Source organism: Kitasatospora sp. NPDC024654, assembly GCF_055559155.1.
The window spans coordinates 98,999-119,104 of the sequence record NZ_JBVHLF010000011.1 but is presented as its reverse complement, the minus strand read 5'-3'; the positions used below and the strand labels follow the sequence as shown (position 1 = coordinate 119,104).

Sequence of the window (20,106 nt, the reverse complement as noted above, 5' to 3'; positions counted from 1 at the left end):
GTCGTCGCCGCACGGGCCGGTGGTCGGGGCCCGGGCGGACCGCGGGCCGCGCCGGGCGGCTCCCGGCAGCGGCGCCCCGCGCGGTCGGAGCGTCGTCATCGCCCTCCTCGGGCGTGCCGGGCGATGTGGCGCAGTGCCTGGCCGAACTCCTCGGCCACCCGGCGCACGGTGGCCGTGTCGTGGACGGCGGGGCGGTGGTGCCAGGTGAAGGCGAGGCGGCCGTGCTGCACCGCGCCCACCACCTCCACCAGGTGGGAGCCGCCGTCCCGGGGGTCGTGGTCCTGCCCGAAGGAGCCGTGCTCGGCACGGACCAGGCCACCCTCGGGAACCTCCGACCGGGCGTCCCACTGACCGAGGTAGTTGAAGACCACCTGACCGTGCGCGCCGGCGGAGAGGCGCTTGCGGACGTCGGGCGAACCGAAGGTGCGCAGGGCGCCGAAGCCCAGCCCGTTGCCCGGCACCGCGCGCAGTTGCCGGCGCACCGCCTTCACCAGGGAACGCCAGTCACGGTCCGGGCCGAGGTCGTCGGGAGCGGGCACCTGGAAGGCGACCGGGTAGACGGTGGTGAACCAGCCGACCGTGTGGGAGAGGTCGACGCCGTCCACCACGTCCTCGCGGCCGTGTCCTTCCAGGTCCAGGCGGACCCGCTCGTGCCCGGTCCAGCGGGCCAGCGCCAGGGCGAGCGCGGCCAGCAGCACGTCGTTGACGCGGGTGCGGTAGGCCGTCGGCGCGGCCCGCAGCAGGGCCGTCGTGTCTTCTTCGCCCAGTTCCACGGTCACCGCCGCGGTCTCGGCCGGCTGGTGTCCCGCGGGGCGGTCGGGCGGGGCCGCCCCGGCGGTCACCGCCGCCTCCCAGTAGGGCAGTTCGTGGTCCAGGCCACCTTCCGCGACGTGGGCCGCGAGCTTGAGCGCCCACTCCCGGAAGGAGGTGCCGCGCTCCCCGAGCGTGATCGGGCCGCCCCGCACGGCCTGCTGGTAGGCGCTCTCCAGGTCGTCGCGCAGCACACGCCAGGAGACGGCGTCGACGACCAGGTGGTGGGCGACCAGGAGCAGGTGGACCGGCCGACCGGGGTCGCCGGTGAACAGGGCCGCCCGCAGCAGCGGACCGCGTGCGAGGTCGAAGCGGGCGTGCAGCTCGTCGGCGGCCTTCGCCATGGCCGCGTCGGCCTCCTCCGCGGACCGTCCCGTCAGGTCGTACGGGACGAGGAGGTCCTCGGTGCGGGCCGGCGGCGGGTTGAACTGGCGCCAGCCCTCCTCCTCCCGGGTGAACCGCATGCGCAGGGCGTCGTGGTGTTCCAGCAGGGCGTCCAGGGCGGCGCGCAGCGCCCGCGGGTCGGGGTCGGCGCCGAGTTCCAGTAGCGTCGACTGGTTGAAGTGCTGGTGGGCGGCGCGCGGGGTGGTCAGGAACCACTCCTGGATGGGGGTGAGCGGCACCTCTCCCGTCACCGGGCCGTCGCCGCCGCGCCGTGGGGCGTCGCGCACGACGGTGGCCAGCTCGGCCACGGTCTGATGCGTGAACAGGTCCCGGGTCGCCAGGTGCAGGCCGTCCCGGCGCAGCCGCGACACCACCTGCATGCTGAGGATGGAGTCGCCGCCGAGCACGAAGAAGTTGTCGTCGGCGCCGATCTCCTCGATGCCCAGGACGTCGGCCCAGATCCGGGCGATGCGGCGTTCGGTGTCGGTCCGCGGTGCGAGGCGCGGCCCGGCGGCGGCCTGCGCGGGCCCGGGCGCGGGCAGGGCCCGCCGGTCGGTCTTGCCGTTCGGGGTGAGCGGCAGCCGTTCCAGCGGCACGAACACCGACGGGATCATGTGCGGCGGCAGCAGTCCGGCCAGGTGCCCGCGCAGCGCACCGGCGGACACCCGCTCCGGCAGGGGTCCGGCGGACCCGTCCGCGGGGACGACGTAGGCCACCAGCCGGCCGGGCCCGGCGACCGCCCCGTCCCCGGAGGCGTCGGCGCGCACGGTGACGATCGCGTCGCGCACCAGGGGGCTGCGGCGCAGCGCGGTCTCGATCTCACCCGGCTCGATCCGGAAGCCGCGCAGCTTGATCTGGTCGTCCACGCGTCCGGCGAAGCGCAGGTCGCCGTCGGCGTGCCTGCGCACCAGGTCGCCGGTGCGGTACATGCGTTCCCCCGGCGCGCCGAACGGGTCGGCGACGAACCGCTGGGCGGTCAGGCCCGGGCGGCCCAGGTAGCCGCGGGCGACGCCCGGTCCGGCCACGTACAGCTCCCCGGCCACGCCGGGTGGGACGGGCCGCAGGGCGGCGTCGAGGACGTAGACGCGGGTGGCGCCGCAGGGGCGGCCGATCGGCGGCGTGCCCCCGCCCGGCGACAGCGGACCGGTCCAGGTGGCGACCACCGTGGCCTCGGTGGGACCGTAGGAGTTGATCATCCGGCGGCCGGGGGCCCACGTGTCGACCAGGTCGGCCGGGCAGGCCTCGGCGCCGACGATCAGGGTGCGCAGGGCGGGCAGCGCGTCGGCCGTCTCCGGTTCCACGGTGGCCAGGGCCGCCGGGGGGATCAGGGTGTGGCTGACGCACCGGTCGGCGAGTACCTCGGCCAGCCGCTCACCGACCAGCGGACCCTCCTCCCCCGTGACCAGCGCGGCCCCGCTGAGCAGGGAGACGCACAGTTCCAGCACGGAGGCGTCGAAGCTGGGCGAGGCGAACTGCAGCACCCGCTCGCCGGGGCCCACGGCGTACTGCTCGGCGGCGGCGGCCGCGAAGGCGGCCAGTCCACGGTGGGTCACCACCACGCCCTTGGGCGTCCCGGTCGACCCGGACGTGTAGATGACGTAGGCGGGGTGCTCGGGGGTGAGCGCGGTGGTGCGGTCGGCGTCCGTGGGCGCCGTCTCCGGCCCGTCCGCGGCCCACACCTCGGCCGGGTCGTCGAGCACCACGCGGGCGCCCGAGTCGCGCACCATGAACTCCCGCCGCTGCGCCGGGTAGTCCGGGTCCACCGGCAGGAAGGCACCGCCGGCCTTGCCGACGGCGAGCTGCGCCACCACCGCCCCCGCCGCCCGAGGCAGGGCGAGGGCGACCAGCCGCTCCGGCCCCACGCCCCGCTGGATGAGCCGGTGGGCCAGCCGGTTGGCCGCCCGATCCACCTCCGCGTACGTCAGCTCCCGGCCGCCGTCCAGCAGCGCCACCGCGTCGGGGGTGCGGGCCGCCTGCCGCTCGAACAGGTCCGGCAGGGTCGCCTCGGGCACCGGTCGGAACGTGCCCCGTGCCTGGTCCAGCAGGGTTTTCAGCTCGCCGTCACCGGTCAGCGGCAGCGCGCCGACGGGCCGCCCGGGGTCCTGCGCGACGGCGGCCAGCAAGGTGCCGAGCTGGCCGGCCATCCGCTCGGCCGTGGCCGCGTCGAACAGGTCGGTGTTGTAGGTGATCAGGCCGTGCAGCGCCCCCGAGTCCGTCTCGGCGAACTCCAGGGTGAGGTCGAACGCCGCCTGTTCCACCTCGGTTTCGACGTCCGTCACGTCGAGGCCCGGCAGGTCGAGGTCGGCCGCCGGGGTGTTCTGCAGGACGACCATGACCTGGAAGAGCGGGGTGCGACTGGTGTCGCGGACCGGCTGCACCTGGTCCACCACCCGTTCGAACGGGGCGTCCTGGTGGGCGAAGGCGTCCAGCACCGTCTGCCGCACGTCGGTGAGGAACTCGGTGAAGGGCCGCCGCGCCTCGACCCGCGAGCGCAGCACCAGGGTGTTGACGAAGAACCCGACGAGGTTCTGCGTCTCGGCCCGGTCGCGGCCGGAGGTGACGGTGCCGACGGCGATGTCCGCATCGCCGCTGAGCCGGGCGAGGTAGGCCTGGGCGGCGGCGACGAGCGTGGTGAACAGGGTGGCTCCCCGCTCGCGGCCGACCCGGGCCAGGCGGCGGGCCGTGCGGGCGGGCACCTCCAGGCGGGCGGTGGCTCCGCTGCTGGTGCGCACCGCCGGCCGGGGGCGGTCGGTGGGCAGGTGGAGCGGCTCTGTTCCCGCCAACTGCTCCTGCCAGTAGGCGAGCTGGTCGCCGGTGCCGGTGTCGCCGGCCGTGCGCTGCCAGTGCGCGTAGTCCGCGTACTGGACCGGCAGAGACGGCAACTGGGGCGCGGTGCGGTCCAGTTCGGCGCGGTAGAGGTGGGCCAGGTCGGTGAGCAGGACAGCGGTCGACCAGCCGTCGGTGACGATGTGGTGCAGGGTGAGGGCCAGCACGTGGTCGTCGTCGGCCAGCCGTACCAGGCCGGTGCGCAGCAGTGGTCCCCGGCGCAGGTCGAAGGGGCGGGCGCGTTCCTCGGCGAGCAGCCGGCGCAGTGCCGACTGCCGTGGATCCTCCGGCAGTTCGGACAGGTCGTGCAGCGGCAGCGGCACGTCCTGCGGTGGATGGACGTTCTGGACGCCGTGGCCGTCGACGCTGTCGAAGGTGGTGCGCAGCGACTCGTGGCGTGCCACCAGGGCGCGCAGGGCCGCGCCGAGCGCGCCGGTGTCCAGGGCGCCGCGCAGGCGCAGGGCGAGCGCGGTGACGTACTCGGCCCCACCGGGCGCGAACTCCTCCAGGAACCAGAGGCGTTGCTGGGCGTAGGACATCGGCGCGGCCGTGTCGCGGGCGACCGGGACGATGGCGCGGCGCCCGGTGCCGGCCGGGTCGCCGGGCCGGCCCTGTTCCTCGGTGAGCAGCCGGGCCAGGCCGGCCGGCGTGGGGTGGACGAACACCGTGCGGGGGGTGAGGTCGGTGCCGAATGCCTCGGACAGACGTCCGGCGAGCCGGATGCTGAGGATGGAGTCGCCGCCCAGCTCGAAGAAGCTCTCCTCCACGCCGGGCGCTCGCATGCCCAGGACCTCCCCGAAGACCTCCGCCGTGCGGCGTTCGGCCTCGGTACGCGGCGCGACCCGCTCGCGGTGCCCGCCGCCGTGTTCCGCGTCCGGCGCCGGGAGGGCCGCCCGGTCGACCTTGCCGTTGCCGCTCAGCGGGAGGGTGGCGAGCGGGACGAAGGCGGCGGGGACCAGGTAGTCGGGCAGGGCGCGGGCGGCGAAGGCCCGCAGCTCCTCCGGGTCGTTCCCGGCCGGTCCGACCACGTAGGCCACCAGCCGCCTGCCGCCGGGCCGCTCCTCACGGGTGAGGACGGCGACGTCGGTGACCTCCGGGTGTGCCGCGAGCGCGGCCTCCACCTCGCCGGGTTCCACCCGGAAACCGCGGATCTTCACCTGGTCGTCCGCGCGGCCCAGGAACTCGACGGTTCCGTCCGGGCGCCGCCTGGCCAGGTCGCCGGTGCGGTACATCCGGGCGCCGGGCGGACCGAGGGGGTCGGCGAGGAAGCGTGCCGCGGTCTCGCCCGCACGCCCCAGGTAGCCGCGCGCCACGCCCTCGCCGGCCACGTACAGCTCGCCCGCACAACCCGGCGGGACGGGCCGCAGGCGGCCGTCGAGGACGTGGACGCGCTTGTCGTCCAGGGGGTGGCCGATGGGAACGGTGTCGGGAACCGTCGTCGCGTCCGCGAGGGTGAAGGAGGTCGCGAAGGTCGTGGTCTCGGTGGGTCCGTAGCCGTCCACCACGCTCAGGCCGGGGCAGGCGCCCAGGACCCGGCGCACGGCGGCGGCGGGCACCACGTCACCGCCGGTCCACAGCCGGCGCAGGCCGGCGAAGCAGTCCGGCGTGTCCTGGGCCAGCAGCCGGAAGAGCCCGGCGGTGAGCCACAGCGCAGTTAACCCGCCGTTCCCGGCCAGCCGCCGCAGCAGCGCCGCGTCCACCGGCCCCTCGGGGGCGACGACCACGCAGCCGCCGTTGAGCAGCGGTGCCCACACCTCGAAGGTGGCGGCGTCGAAGGCCACCGGCGAGTGCAGGAGCACCCGGTCGCAGAGGCCGCCGGCGAAGCGGCTGTCGGTGGCCAGCGACGCCACGTCGCGGTGCCGTACCGCCACCGCCTTGGGCTGTCCGGTGGATCCGGAAGTGAACATCACGTAAGCCAGCCGGTCCGGGTCGGCGGGCGGCACGGGCCGCACCGCCTCCCCCGCCACGTCGGTCCGTGCGGCGGCGACCTGTTCGGCGGTGAGCCGGGTGGTGGCGCCCGCCCGGGCGAGCAGGACGCGGCGGCGTTCCTCGGGGGCCCGGGCGTCCACGGGCACGTAGGCGCCGCCCGCCTTGAGCACGGCCAGCTGGGCGACGACGAGTTCGGCCGAGCGGTCCATCAGCAGCGCCACCCGGGCCTCGGGCGCCAGGCCGTCCGTCAGCAGCCGGGAGGCCAGGCGGTCCGACCAGTCATCCAGCTGGCGGTAGGTCAGCTCGTTCTCACCCTGCCGCAGCGCGACCGCTTCGGGGGTGCGGTCCGCCTGCTCGGCGAAGACCCGCACCGGGCTGCGCGGAGCCGCCCGGCGGGCGGTGGCCTGCCACGACGCCAGCAGTTCCCGGTCGGCCGGGGTGAGCGGGTCCAGCTCGCCGAGGTCACCGTCGAGGCCGTCGGCGAGGGCGGTGAGCAGGACGACCAGGCGGTCCGCCGCGTCCTGGACCGTGCGGCGGTCGAACAGCGCGGGGTCGTAGGCCAGGTCGAAGCCGAGCCGCTCGGTCAGGTGGGCGCGCAGGCACCAGGGGAAGGTGGTGGCGTCGTCGGCGCGCACCTCCGCCACCCGCACCCCGGTCCTGGCCGCGGCCGACTCGTCGACGGGGTAGTTCTCGAACACCACCATGCTGTCGAACAGCGCCTCGCCGGCGGGCACGTCGCTCAGCCCCTGGACGCGGGAGAGCGCCAGGTGGTCGAAGCGGCGGCCGTCGCTCTGCCGCTCCTGCAGGTCCCGCAGCCAGGGAAGCACACCACCGGCGGGAATCCGGACCCGGGTCGGCACCGTGTTGATGAACATGCCGATCATCGACTCGACGCCGGGTAGTTCGGCCGGGCGCCCGGACACGGTGGTGCCGAACACCACGTCGTCGCTGCCGCCGTAGCGCGCCAGCAACAGCGCCCAGGCGCCCTCCACCACGGTGTTGACGGTCACTCCGGCACTGGCGGCGGTCTCCCGCAGCCGCCGCGAGACCGCCTCGTCCAGCCCGTGCTGGACGGTCGCGCCGGAACGGGCGCGGTGCGACTCGGTCGGCGTGCGGTCGTACGGCAGCGGGGTGCGTGCGGTGAAGCCGGCCAGGACGTCGGCCCAGTGGGCCTCGGCCGCGTTCTCGTCCTGGTCGCCCAGCCAGCGCAGGAAGTCCGCGAACGGCCGCCGTACCGGCCGGGGTGCCTGCGGACCGCCGGTCAGCGCGGCGTACTCCTCGCACACCTCGGTCAGCAGCTGCCCGCTGCTCCAGCCGTCCAGGATGAGGTGGTGGGTGGACCACAGCAGCAGGACCTCGTCGCCGGGCAGCGCGGCCAGGGCCAGGCGGGTGAGCGGCGCGGTGGTCAGGTCCATGCCCGCGGCGCGGTCCGAGGCGAGCAGCCGCTCGGTCTCCTCCGCTCGCCGCCCGGGCGTCAGATGACGCCAGTCCAGGTGGACGACGGGCAGCTCGGCACGGTGGCGGACCACTTGGACCGGGTGCGGCAGGCCCCGCCAGTGCACGCTGGAACGCAGCGCCGGTGTGCGGTCGGCGACCTGCTGCCAGGCCCGGGCGAACGCGCGCGGGTCGGCCACTCCGGCCAGCCGCACCGCGATCCGGTCGAAGTAGGCGCCCTCGGTGTCGACCAGCCCGTGGAAGAGCATCCCGGACTGCAGCGCGGTCAGCGGCAGCACGTCGGCGACGTGGCGGCCGTCGCCGATGAGCCGGTCCAGCTGCTCCTGGGCGAGGCCGGCGAGCGGGAAGTCGGACGGGGTCCGGCCGCCGGCCCCGGGGCGGGCGCAGTGCGCGACGATGTCGCGCAGGGCGGCGCACATCTCCTCGCCCAGCCGGCGGACGGTGGCCTCGTCGTAGACGGCCGTCGGGTAGGTCCAGCCCAGTTCGAGGCGTCCGTGCTGGACCACCCCCGTGATGTCCAGCAGGTAGGGGCGGGGCTCGTCCGGGTCGGTGTCGCGGCCGGCCCAAGGCAGCGAGCCACGGTACAGGCCGTCCGTGCCGGTGCCGCCGGCATCCCACTGCCCGTGGTAGTTGAAGCCGACCTCCGGGGCCGGTGCACCGGCCAGCGGGCCGCCGGGCACCAGGTGGCGCAGCGCCCCGTGACTCAGCCCGTGCAGCGGGACGGCGCGCAGCTGCTCCTTCACCGAGCGCAGGGTGTCGTGCCAGCCGGCCTCGGGGGCGACGCGCAGGGCGAGCGGGAACTCGGCGGTGAACCAGCCCACCGTCCGGGACAGGTCCACGTCGTCGAAGAGATCCTCGCGGCCGTGCCCCTCCACGCCGACCAGGACGGTGTCGCGCCCGCACCAGCGGGCCAGGGTGCGGCCCAGGGCGCTGAGGAGGACGTCGTTGACCTGGGTGCGGTAGCTCTCGGGGACCTGGCGCAGCAGCGCGTCGGTCGCCGGCGCGTCCAGCGTCACGGTGACGGTGGCGGCGGTGCCGTGGCTGTTGGTGCCGGGACGGCCGGCGGGCAGGCCGGCCGGAGCCGCGCAGGTGCGCGTCCAGTAGTCCGTGTCGGCGTCCAGGGCACCGGAGCGGGTGTGCCGGTCCAGCCGGGTGGCCCAGTGACCGTAGGACGTGCTCGCCGGGGGCAGTTCGACCGTCTCTCCGGCGCTGGCCGTCCGGTACCCCGCCTCGAGGTCGGCCAGCAGGATGCGCCAGGAGACGCCGTCCACGGCCAGGTGGTGGACGGTGATGACGAGCTGGCCCGCCCGCTCCCCGCCGCGGTCGAAGAACAGCACGCGTGCCACCCGGCCCTCCGTGGGGTCGAGCGAGGCCCGGGCCTCGTCCGTGGCGCGTCGCACCTCCGCCTCCAGGCCCGCGGCGTCGAGGCCGGCCACGTCGTGCCGGGTGAAGACGCCGTCCGGCGCCTGGGCCGTCACCTCCTGACGCCAACCGGTGCCGGTGTGGCGGAACCGGGTACGCAGGGCCGGGTGGCGGTGCACGAGGGCCGAGGCCGCCCGGTGGAGGGCCGACGGGTCGGTCCCGGGGGCCAGTTCCAGGCGCTGGGTCATGGTGAAGCGCAGCGCGTCGCCGGGCCGGCGGCCATCGAGGTACCAGTGCTGGATCGGGGTGAGCGGTGCCTCGGCGGGCGGGGTGTCGCCAACGGCGTCCGGGCGTGCGCCCACCTCGCCGACCCGCAGGGCGAGTTCGGCGACGTTCTGGTACCGGAAGACGTCCTTGGTGGTGAGGGCGAGCCCCGCGGCCCGGGCGCGGGAGACGATCTGGATGCTGAGGATGGAGTCGCCGCCGAGCACGAAGAAGTTGTCCTGGGCGCCCACCCGCGCCACACCGAGCACCTCGGCCCAGATCGCGGCGAGCCGCTCCTCGGTGCCGGGCCGCGGCGCCACGTACGGGGTGGTGCTGTCGGGCTGGGCGGGCGGGGCGGGCAGCGCGCGGCGGTCGGTCTTGCCGCTGGTGGTCCGCGGGATCCGGTCCAGCGGGACGAACGCGGCGGGCACCATGTGGTCGGGCAGCGTGCGCCGCAGCCGGGCCCGCAGTTCGTCGGCGGGCGGTACCCGGTCCCCAGCGGGCACCAGGTAGGCGACGAGCATGAGCCGGCCGGCGTGCTCGCGTGCGGTGACCACGGAGTCGGCGACGTCCGGGTGGTCCAGCAGGGCGGCCTCCACCTCGCCGGGCTCGATCCGGAACCCCCGGATCTTGACCTGCTCGTCGACGCGGCCGAGGAACTCCAGCAGTCCGCGCGCGTCCCAACGGGCCAGGTCGCCGGTGCGGTACACGCGGGTGCCGGGCGGCCCGAAGGGGTCGGGCAGGAAGCGGGCGGCGGTCAGGCCGGGCCGGTTCAGGTAGCCGCGCGCCACCTGCGCGCCGGCCAGGTACAGCTCCCCGGGCACACCGGGCGGCACCGGCTGCAACGCGCCGTCGAGCACGTAGGCCCGCAGGTTGCGACCGGGGCGGCCGATGACCGGGCGGTCGGGGCGGTCCGTGCACCGGCCGTAGACGGCGTCGACGGTGCACTCGGTGGGCCCGTACATGTTGTAGGCGGTGACGCCGAGGCCCGCTCGGGCCGCGCACAGCTCCTGCCAGGTGGCGGCGGGGACGGCCTCGCCGCCGACCAGCAGCAGGCGCGGATGGTGACGGCCCGGCGCGAGCAGTCCCGCGGAGGTGAGTTCGCGCAGGAAGGAGGGGGTGACGTTCAGCAGGTCGAGGCGGCGTTCGACGATCTGGGCGCAGAACGCCTGCGGGTCCAGCCGGACGTCCTCGTCGATGAGGTGGATCTCCTGGCCGAGCGCGAGCAGCAGGGGACCTTCCCAGCTGGTGTCGAAGGAGAACGAGGCGCTGAGCGCGGCCCGCAGCCGCCCGTCCGCGACGTGCGGCGCGACCAGTCCCTCGTGGTGGTCCCGGCAGAGGTTGACCAGGTGGCGGTGTTCCACCGCGACGCCCTTGGGCCGGCCCGTGGAGCCGGAGGTGTAGACGACGTAGGCGGTGTGCCGCGGCAGCAGGGGGCTCGTCCGGTCGGCGTCGGTGAGGTCGTGGGCGGGCAGCCGGTCCCACGGCACCTCGCGCAGGACGTCCGCCGTCAGCACCGTCTGCGGCCGGGCGTCGTCGAGCAGGAGGCCGGCCCGCTCCTCGGGCAGGTCCAGGTCGACGCAGAGCAGGGTGGCGCCCGCCTTGAGCACCGCGAACAGCGCCACCAGCAGGTCCGAGCAGCGCGGCAGCCGGACGGCGACCACGCGCTCCGGACCGGCGCCGAGGGCGACGAGGTGGCGGGCGAGCCGGTTGGCCCGCTCGTTGAGGGCGGTGAAGTCGAGGGTGGCGTCCCGGGCGACCAGGGCGGTGGCGTGCGGGGTGCGGGCGGCCTGCGCCTCGAACAGGGCGGGAAAGGTGGTGTCCGCCCCGGGCAGCCGCTCGCCCCGCCCCTGCCGGAGCACCTCACGCCGTTCGTCGGCCGTCATCAGCGGAAGTGTGCCGACCGCGGCGCCCGGGTCCCCGGCCGCGGCCTCCAGCAGGATCCTCAGCCGGGTGGCCAGGCCCTCGGCGGTCTCCGCGTCGAACAGGCCGGTGTTGTACTCGAGGTACCCGGTCAGGCCGCCGTCGCGCTCGACGAAGTCGAAGGAGAGGTCGAAGGTGGCGTTGCGGACCGGTGGTGTCACCGGTGCCACGTCCAGGCCGGGCAGCCGGGGCGTCTCGGCGCCCAGGTTGTGCAGGGCCACCATCACCTGGAACAGCGGTGTGCGGCTGGTGTCGCGCTCCGGCTGGAAGGCGTCCACCAGCCGTTCGAAGGGCACCTCCTGGTGGGCGAACGCCTCCAGGACGGCGGTGCGCGACCGGGCCAGCAGCTCGCGGAACGACAGGTCCGGGCGCACCCGGCCGCGCAGCACCAGGGTGTTGACGAACATGCCGACCACGTCGTGGAGTTCGCTCCGCTCCCGGCCCGAGGTGACGGTGCCGACGGCGATGTCCTCCTCGCCGGCCCACCTGGCGAGCAGGACCTGGCAGGCCGTCAGCAGGGTCATGTAGAGGGTGGCGTCGGCCTCCCGGCCCCGCTCGCGCAGCCGTCCGGTCAGCGCGGCGGGCAGGGTGAAGGTCACCAGGGCCCCGTCACGGGTGCGTACCGCGGGTCGCGGCCGGTCGGTGGGCAGTTCCAGCGGGATCATGCCGTCCAGAGCCCGGCGCCAGTAGCCGAGGTCCTCCTCGACGCGGTCGGTGCGGGCCCGCTGCCAGGCCGCGTAGTCGGCGTACCGCACGGGCAGCGCGGGCAGGTCGGGGCGGCGCCCCTCTCGCGCCGCCGCGTACAGCTCGCCCAGGTCCCGGCCCAGGACGGCCATGGACCATCCGTCGGTGGCGATGTGGTGTACGGCCAGGACGAGCACGTGCTCGTCATCGGCCAGCCGGACCAGCCGGGCGCGCAGCAGGGGCCCGGTGGCGAGGTCGAACGGAGTGGCGGCGACGCGTTCCAGCAGCGCGTCGAGGGCCGCCGGGGCCGCTCCGAGCAGATCCTCGCACGGCAGCTCGAGCGGCTCCGGGGAGCGCACGACCTGCCGCGCCCGCCCGTCCTGCTCGGCGTAGGTGGTCCGCAGCGTCTCGTGCCTGGCCACCAGAGCGTCCAGGGCGGTACCCAGGGCGCCCACGTCGAGCGGGCCGCGCAGGCGGAGCGCGGACAGGGTCGTGTACTCGGTGCTGCCCGGCTCGAAGCGGTCGAGGAACCACAGCCGCTGCTGGGCGTACGACAGTGGCGGTTCGGCGTCCGGGTCCGCGGCGGGGATGGCGTCGGCCGGCGAGCTCCCGGTCCCGGCCGGGTCTCCGAGGGCGGCGGCCAGGCCCGACAGCGTGGGGTGGGTGAACAGCAGCCGGGGCGAGACCTCCGCGCCGAACGCCGCGCGCAGCCGGGAGGTGACGCGGACGGCGAGGATGGAGTCGCCGCCGAGGGCGAAGAAGTCGTCGTCGGCGCCGACCTCGTCGGTGTCCAGGACGTCCGTCCACGCCGCGGCGACCAGCCGTTCGGCGCGGGTGCGGGGCGCGGTGCGGTCGTGCCCGGTGGCGAAGCCGTCCGGGCCGGGCGCGGGCAGGGCGCGCCGGTCGAGCTTGCCGTTGGCGGTGAGCGGCATGGCCGCCACCGGGACGTAGGCGGCGGGCACCATGTACGCGGGCAGCAGTCGTTCCAGGTGCGCGCGGAGGTCGGCCGCCGGGGGCGCCGCGGCGCGGTCGGCGCCGCCGATGACGTGGGCCACCAGCCGGCGCGTGCCGGAGGCGTCCTCGTACACGCCCACGGTGGCGAGGTCCACGCCCGGGTGGGTCTGCAGGGCGGCCTCGATCTCGCCGGGCTCGATCCGGTAGCCGCGGATCTTCACCTGCTGGTCGGCGCGGCCCAGGTACTGCAGGGTGCCGTCGGCCCGCCACCGCGCCCGGTCGCCGGTGCGGTACATGCGGGTGCCGGGCCCCCCGAAGGGGTCGGCGAGGAAGCGGGTCGCGGTCAGGCCGGGCCGGTTCAGGTAGCCGCGGGCCAGGCCCTCCCCCGCCACGTACAGCTCGCCCACCGCGCCCGGCGGCACGGGGGCCAGGTCCGCGTCGAGCACGTACAGCCGCAGGTCGGGGATGCCGGTGCCGATCGGTCCGGCGCTGCCGGCGGCGGCCGTCGCGCGGTCCAGCGGGGCGCGGGTGACGTGCACGGTCGTCTCGGTGATGCCGTACATGTTCACCAGGCGCGGTGCGTCGTCCGGGTGGCGGGCGTACCAGTCGGCGAGCCGGGTCACGTCCAGCGCCTCACCGCCGAAGACCACCGTGCGCAGCGCCAGCCGGTCGCCGGTCCCGGGATGTTCGACGTCCGCGCGCATCAGCGGGTAGAACGCGGACGGGGTCTGGTTGAGGACGGTGACCTGTTCGTCGGCCAGCAGGCGCAGGAACTCCTCCGGGGAGCGGGCGGTGTCCTCGGGCACGACGACGAGCCGGCCGCCGTGCAGCAGCGGGCCCCACAGCTCCCACACCGAGAAGTCGAAGGTGTAGGAGTGGAACAACGTCCAGACGTCGTCCGCGCCGAAGCCGAACCAGTCGCGGGTCCGGTCGAACAGGCGCACCACGTTGGCGTGGGGCACCACGACACCCTTGGGGTGGCCGGTGGAGCCGGAGGTGAAGATGGCGTAGGCGGGGCTCTCCGGCAGCGGGCGGTGGGCGGGGGCGGGCCCGGTGGCCGGACGCCGCGCCAGGTCGGCGCGCACCTCCGGGTCGTCCAGCGGCAGGACGGGCACACCGGCCTCCCGCGCCCCCGGGGCCTCCTCCGAGACCGAGAGCAAGGCCACCGGCCCGGCGTCCCGCAGCAGTCGGGCGACGCGTTCGGCGGGCAGCCGGGGGTCGACGGGCAGATAGGCCGCGCCCGACTTGAGGACGGCGAGGACCGCCACGACCAGGTCGACGGAGCGGGGCAGCGCGAGGGCCACGAACCGCTCGGGAGCCGCGTGGAGTTCGACCAGCCGGTGGGCGAGCCGGTTGGCCCGCGCGTCCAGCGTGGCGTAGTCGAGGCGGTCCTCGCCGCACGTGACGGCCTCGGCGTCCGGGGTGCGGGCGGCCTGTGCCTCGAAGAGGTCGACCAGGGTCTGCGCGGGCCGGCCCTGCGCGGTGCCGTTCCAGTCGACCAGCACGCGCCGCCGCTCCTCGGCGGTCGTCCAGGGCAGGGCGCGCAGCGGGCGGTACGGGTCCCCGGCCAGCTCGGTGAGCAGCAGGCACAGGCGGTCGGCGATGGTTCGTACGGTCGCGGCGTCGAACAGCTCCGGGTCGTAGGCGAGGTCGAAGCCGAAGCGGTCTCCCTGGTAGGCCCGGAGCACGAGCGGGTAGTTGGTGGCGTCGCGGGAGGACACGTCGGCCAGGCGCACGCCGGAGCCCGCCGTGCGGGTCTCGTCGAAGGGGTAGTTCTCGAAGGCGACCATGCTGTCGAACAGCGCGCTGCCGGACGGCACGTCGCTGAGACCGGTCAGCTCGGCGAGGGACACCGCGGCGAAGCGCCGTGCCTCGGCCTGCGCCTCCTGCAGATCCCGGAGCCAGGCGGCGGCGGTGCGGCCGCCGTCCACCCGGACCCGGGTGGGCAGGGTGTTGATGAACATGCCGATCATCGACTCGACGCCGGGCAGGTCGTCGGGGCGTCCGGAGACGGTGGTCCCGAACAGCACGTCCTGCTCGGCGCTGTAGCGGGACAGCAACAGGGCCCAGGCGCCCTGGACCATGGTGCCGAGCGTCAGTCCGGCCTGCCGGGCGGTGCGGGCCAGCCGCTCGGACACCTCCTCGGACAGCCCGGCCGTGTGCACGTCCGCCGACCGGGTCCGGTGGACCTCCCGCCGGCCGCGGTCGACGGGCAGCGGGGTCGCGGTGGCGAAGCCGTCGAGGACGCCGCGCCAGTGCGCGGCGGCGGCCCCGGCGTCCTGGTCGGCCAGCCAGCGCACGTAGTCGCCGAAGGGCCGGCGCACGGCCGGTCGCGTCCCGGCGCCGGTGGTGAGCGCCGCGTACTCCTCGAAGACGTCGGTGAGCACCTGGGCCAGGCTCCAGCCGTCCAGGATCAGGTGGTGGGAGGTCCAGAGCAGGTTCAGGCGCGCGTCGGGCAGCCGGACCAGGGTGAGTCGCGTCAGGGGTGCCGTGCCGATGTCCATGCCCCGCGCGAGGTCGTCGGCGCGCAGCCGGGCCAGCCGGTCGGCGCGCTCCCCCGGGTCCGTCGCGCGCAGGTCCAGGTGGGTCACCGGTATGCGAACGCCGCGGTGCACGACCTGGAGCGGTGCGGGTACGCCCTCCCACACCACCGAGGTGCGCAGCGCGGGCGTGCGGTCGGCCACCCGCTGCCAGGCGAGGGCGAGGGCTTGGGGGTCGCCGACCCCCTCCAGGAGCAGTGCGGCCTGGTCGACGTACACGTCGTCCGGCCCGCCGACCAGGCGGTGGAAGAGCATGCCCTCCTGGAGCGGGGTGAGCGGCAGCAGGTCCTCCACGTCCCGCCCGTCACCGACGAGCCGGTCCACTCCGACCTGGTCCAGACCGGCCAGCGGGAAGTCGGAGGGGGTGCGTCCGCCCGCGTCGGGGCGGGCGCAGTGCTCGACGATGGCGGCCAGCGCGCCGGCCATGGCGTGCGCCAGGCCGCGGACGGTGTCCGCCTCGTGCACCTGGTCGCTGTAGTGCCAGGTGATCTCCAGCTCGCCGTCGGCCACCACGGCGGACACGTCGAGGAGGTGGTCCAGCGGCTCGTCGGGGGCCGTGTCCCGGCCCAGGACCTCGCCGTTGGGGGCGAAGTCCGCTCCCCCGGGCGCCGCCCACTGTCCGTGGTAGTTGAAGGACACCTGGGGCAGCGGCAGGTCCCGCAGGGCACCGGCGGACGGGTCGGGCGAGCCGAGCCGGGCCAGCGCCTCGTAGCTCAGGCCACGACGGGGCACGGCCCGCAGCCGCTCCTTGACCTCCTTCAGCGTGGCGGCCCAGTCCGGCGCGCCGGCCGGACCGGCCGGGGCGAGGGTGACGGGGTACTGCGTGGTGAACCAGCCGACCGTCCGGGAGACGTCGAGGTCGGAGCCGGCCGGACCGCCGAGGTCCTCCCGGCCGTGGCCCTCCAGGGCGACGGTCACCCGCTCGGCGCCCGTCCAGTCGGCGAGCGCCCGGCCCAGTGCGCTGAGCAGCACGTCGTTGACCTGGGTGCGGTAGACCCCGGGGACCCGCCGCAGCAGCGCCTCGGTGGTGGCGCGGTCCACCCGGGTGCGCACGGTGCGCACGGATCCGGCGAGCGGGGTGCCGGAGCGGTCGACGGGCAGCGGGGTGGCCGGTTCCAGGGCCTCGGCCCTCCAGTACGACAGGTCGTCGTCGAGCTCCCCGGTCCGCACGCGCTCGGCCAGCCGGCGGGCCCAGTCGGTGAACGGGGTGTGCTCGGGCTCCAGGCGCGGCGGCCGGCCCTCGGCCGCCTGGCGGTAGGCGCGTTCCAGGTCGGCGAGGAGCACGCGCCAGGAGACGCTGTCCACGGCCAGGTGATGGGCCGTCACGAAGAGCTGAGGCCGCGCGTCGCCCGACCGAGGGAGCAGGGCCGCGCGCAGCAGGGCGCCGGTGGCCGGGTCCAGGGCCGCGCGGGCGGCGTCGGCGGCCCGGACCCGGGCGGCCTGGACGGCCTCGGGGTCGGCGCCGACGACGGGCGGGTGGTGGCGGGTCAGCAGCCCGGTGACCGGGCCCGCGCCGGGGTGCTGCCGCCAGGTGTCACCGGTGCGCGCGAACCGGGTGCGCAGCGCCGGGTGCCGCGCCGCCACCGCCGCCACCGCCTCTTCCAGTGCCCGCTCGTCGAGGTCGCGCGGCAGGTCGAGCACCAGGGACATGCTGAAGTGGCGAAGCGGGCCGTGCGTGGCGAAGAACCACTCCTGAACGGGAGTCAGCGGGGCGGGGCCGTCGTCGTGCGTTCGCGGCGACGCGGCCGGGGTGGCGGTCCGGCGTGCCGCGGCGACGAGGTCGGCGACGGTCTGGTGGCGGAAGACGTCACGCGAGCTGAGTTCCAGGCCCGCGGCACGGGCCCGGGAGACGGCCTGGATGCTCAGGATCGAATCGCCGCCCAGCTCGAAGAAGTTGTCCGTGACGCCGACCCTCGCCACGCCGAGCACCTCGGCCCAGACGGCGGCCAGCGTCTCCTCCTCGGGGGTGCGGGGGGCGACGAACTCCCGCTCCCGCCGGTCGCCCTCGGGGTCGGGGGCGGGCAGGGCGCGGCGGTCCAGCTTGCCGCTGGTGGTGAGCGGCAGCGCGTCCAGCACGGTGAAGGAGGAGGGCACCAGGTGATCCGGCAGCACCCGCCGCAGGGCCGCCCGCAGGTCGGGGACGGGCCGTACGGTGCCTTCCGCGGCGGTGCCGGCGGCAAGGACGACGTAGGCCGCCAGCCGGGTGTGGCCGTGCGCGTCGGGCACGGCGGCGACCGCGGCCGCGACGACCTCCGGCAGGTCCAGCAGAGCCGCCTCGACCTCGCCCGGTTCGATCCGGTGGCCGCGCACCTTGACCTGGTCGTCGGCGCGCCCGAGGTAGTCGAGACGCCCGTCGGTGGTCCAGCGGGCCAGGTCACCCGTGCGGTACATGCGGGTGCCGGGCGGTCCGAAGGGGTCGGCCACGAACCGCGCCGCGGTCGGACCCGGGCGGCCGGCGTAGCCGCGGGCGACCTGCTCCCCCGCCAGGTACAGCTCTCCGCCGACCCCGGGCGGCACCGGCTGGAGCCGGTCGTCGAGGACGTAGGCCCGGACGCCCGGCAGCGGACGGCCCACCAGCGGGCGGTCGCCGTCCACGACGCGGCAGGCCAACGCGTCGACCGTGCACTCCGTGGGGCCGTAGAAGTTGTAGGCGGCCACGTCCGGGTGGCCGGCGAGTTCGTGCCAGAGGCGGGGGCCGACCGCCTCGCCACCGAGCATCAACACCTGTGGGCGGTGGCGCGGATCGGTGAGCAGCCCGGCGGGCAGCAGCTGCCCGAGGTAGGAGGGGGTCACGTCGAGGAAGTCGACCCGGTGCCGGACGACGTACTCGACCAGGGCGGCCGCGTCCATCCGGGTCGCCTCGTCCACCAGGTGCAGCGGGTGGCCGTCGGCCATCAGCAGCACGCCCTCCAGGGAGGTGTCGAAGGAGAACGACGCGGTCAGCGCCACCCGCAGCGGACCGCCGCCCGCGTCGGCGACGAATCCCGCCCGGTGGGCGGCCAGCAGGTTCACCAGCGCGCGGTGGGGGACGGCGACGCCCTTGGGACGACCGGTGGAGCCGGAGGTGTAGATGACGTAGGCGGTGTTCGCCGGGCGCAGCGGGGCGAGGCGGTCGGCGTCGCGGGGGTCGGTGTCCGGGGCCGTGTCGGGCACCGCGCGCAGCGCGGCCTCGTCCAGGACCAGAGCCGGCCGGGCGTCGTCCAGCAGGTACCGGACGCGCTCCGTCGGCAGGGCCGGGTCCAGCGGCAGATAGCCGGCGCCGGACTTCCAGACGGCGAGGATCGCCACGATCATGTCGGCGGTGCGCGGCAGCCGCAGCGCGACCAGCCGTTCGGGACCGGCGCCGAGGGCGATGAGATGGTGGGCGAGCCGGTTCGCGCGGGCGTTGAGCGTGGCGTGGTCCAGCCGCTCGTCTCCGGCGACCAGGGCGAGGGCGTCCGGCGTCAGGGCCGCCCGGCGCTGGAGGATCTCGGGGTAGGTGGTGTCGTCGACGGGGAGCGAGGTGGCGTTCCAGTCCCGCGTCACCCGGTCGAACTCCCGTGCGGAGAGCAGTGGCAGGGTACCCAGGGGCCGGTCCGGTTCGGCGGCGGCTCCCTCCAGGAGCCGCAGGAGCTGCTCGGCCATCCGCCGCGCGGTGGACTCGTCGAACAGGTCGCTGCGGTACTCCAGCAGGCCGGTCAGTCCCTCCCCGTCCGGCACGAACTCCACACTCAGGTCGAAGGTGGCGGCCTGCCGGGGCACGGTGACGGGGGCGACGTCCAGCCCGTGCGGGGCGGTGGCGGCGGGCGGCGCGGGGTGCAGCAGGACCATCACGTCGAACAACGGGTTGCGGCCCGCCTCGCGGGGCGCACCGACCGCCTCCACGAGCCGCTCGAAGGGCGTGTCACCGTACACGAAGGAATCGTTCACGGTGCCGGTGGCGGTCGCCAGCAGGTCGCGGAAGGACCCGGACGGTTCCACCGGGGTGCGCAGCACCACCGTGTTGACGAAGCAGCCGACGGCGCGTTCGAGGTCGGTGCGGGACCGTCCGGGCGTCAGCGAGCCGACGGCGACATCGTCCTGGCCGGACCAGCGGGCCAGCAGTGCCTGGGTGGCGGCGACGAGAGCCGTGTACAGGGTGGTGTGCTGCTCCGTCACGAGCTCGCGCAGCCGGGCCGTCAGATGTCCGGGGACCGTGAAGGTGTGCACCGCGCCCGGGCCGGCCTCCTCGCCGCGCCGGGGCCGGTCCAGCGGCGGCTCCGGTGTCATGGAGCCGGCCAACTTGCCTTTCCAGTAAGCGAGATGCTTCTCCAGTCGGGCACCGGAGAGCTGCTCGCGCTGCCACACCGCGAAGTCCGGGTACTGCGTCGCCACCGGGGGCAGCTCCGGTCCGGCACCCCGGGCCAGGGCGTCGTAGGCGGTGCAGAGCTCGTCCAGGAGCACGCCCATCGACCAGCCGTCGGTGACGATGTGGTGCGCGGTCAGCAGCAGGACGTGCGAGTCGTCCGACTCGCGCACCAGCAGGGCGCGCAGCAGGGGGCCCTGCCGCAGGTCGAAGGGGCGGGAGTACTCCTTCGACAACGTCGCGTCGAGGGTCTCCGCCGCGCTCAGGTCCCGGATCGGAAGCGGTACCGGCTCCGCCGGTCGCACGGTCTGCACCAGCCGGCCGTCGGTCTCGTCGAAGGTGGTCCGCAGCGCCTGATGGCGTGCCACGACGGCGGCCAGCGCCCGGGCGAGCGCCCCGCACTCCAGCGGCCCGGTGAACCGCACCGCGACCGCGCTGTTGTAGCGGGGGTCGCCGGGCCGCAGCCGGTCCAGGAACCACAGGCGCTGCTGGGCGAAGGAGAGGGGCAGCGGGCGGCCCTGTTCGGCACGCGGGATGCTCCGGTCGGCGGCCCCCTCATCGCCGGACCGTCCGGCCAGCCGGCGGCGCAGCGCCTCCCGCAGGTCCTCGGGCAGGGCCGCGGCGCGGTCTCGCTTCGAAGGCGTCATGGTC

General features: G+C 75.7%; 1 protein-coding gene. It reads right to left on the bottom strand.

Translation table 11 applies throughout. The features are described 5' to 3' along the window. Window positions 1–95: 95 nt before the first annotated feature. Entirely contained in the window at window positions 96–20,102 is a 20,007-nt protein-coding gene (locus ACZ38L_RS09675) for a non-ribosomal peptide synthase/polyketide synthase (RefSeq protein ID WP_465690992.1), read from the bottom strand. Window positions 20,103–20,106 lie beyond the last annotated feature (4 nt).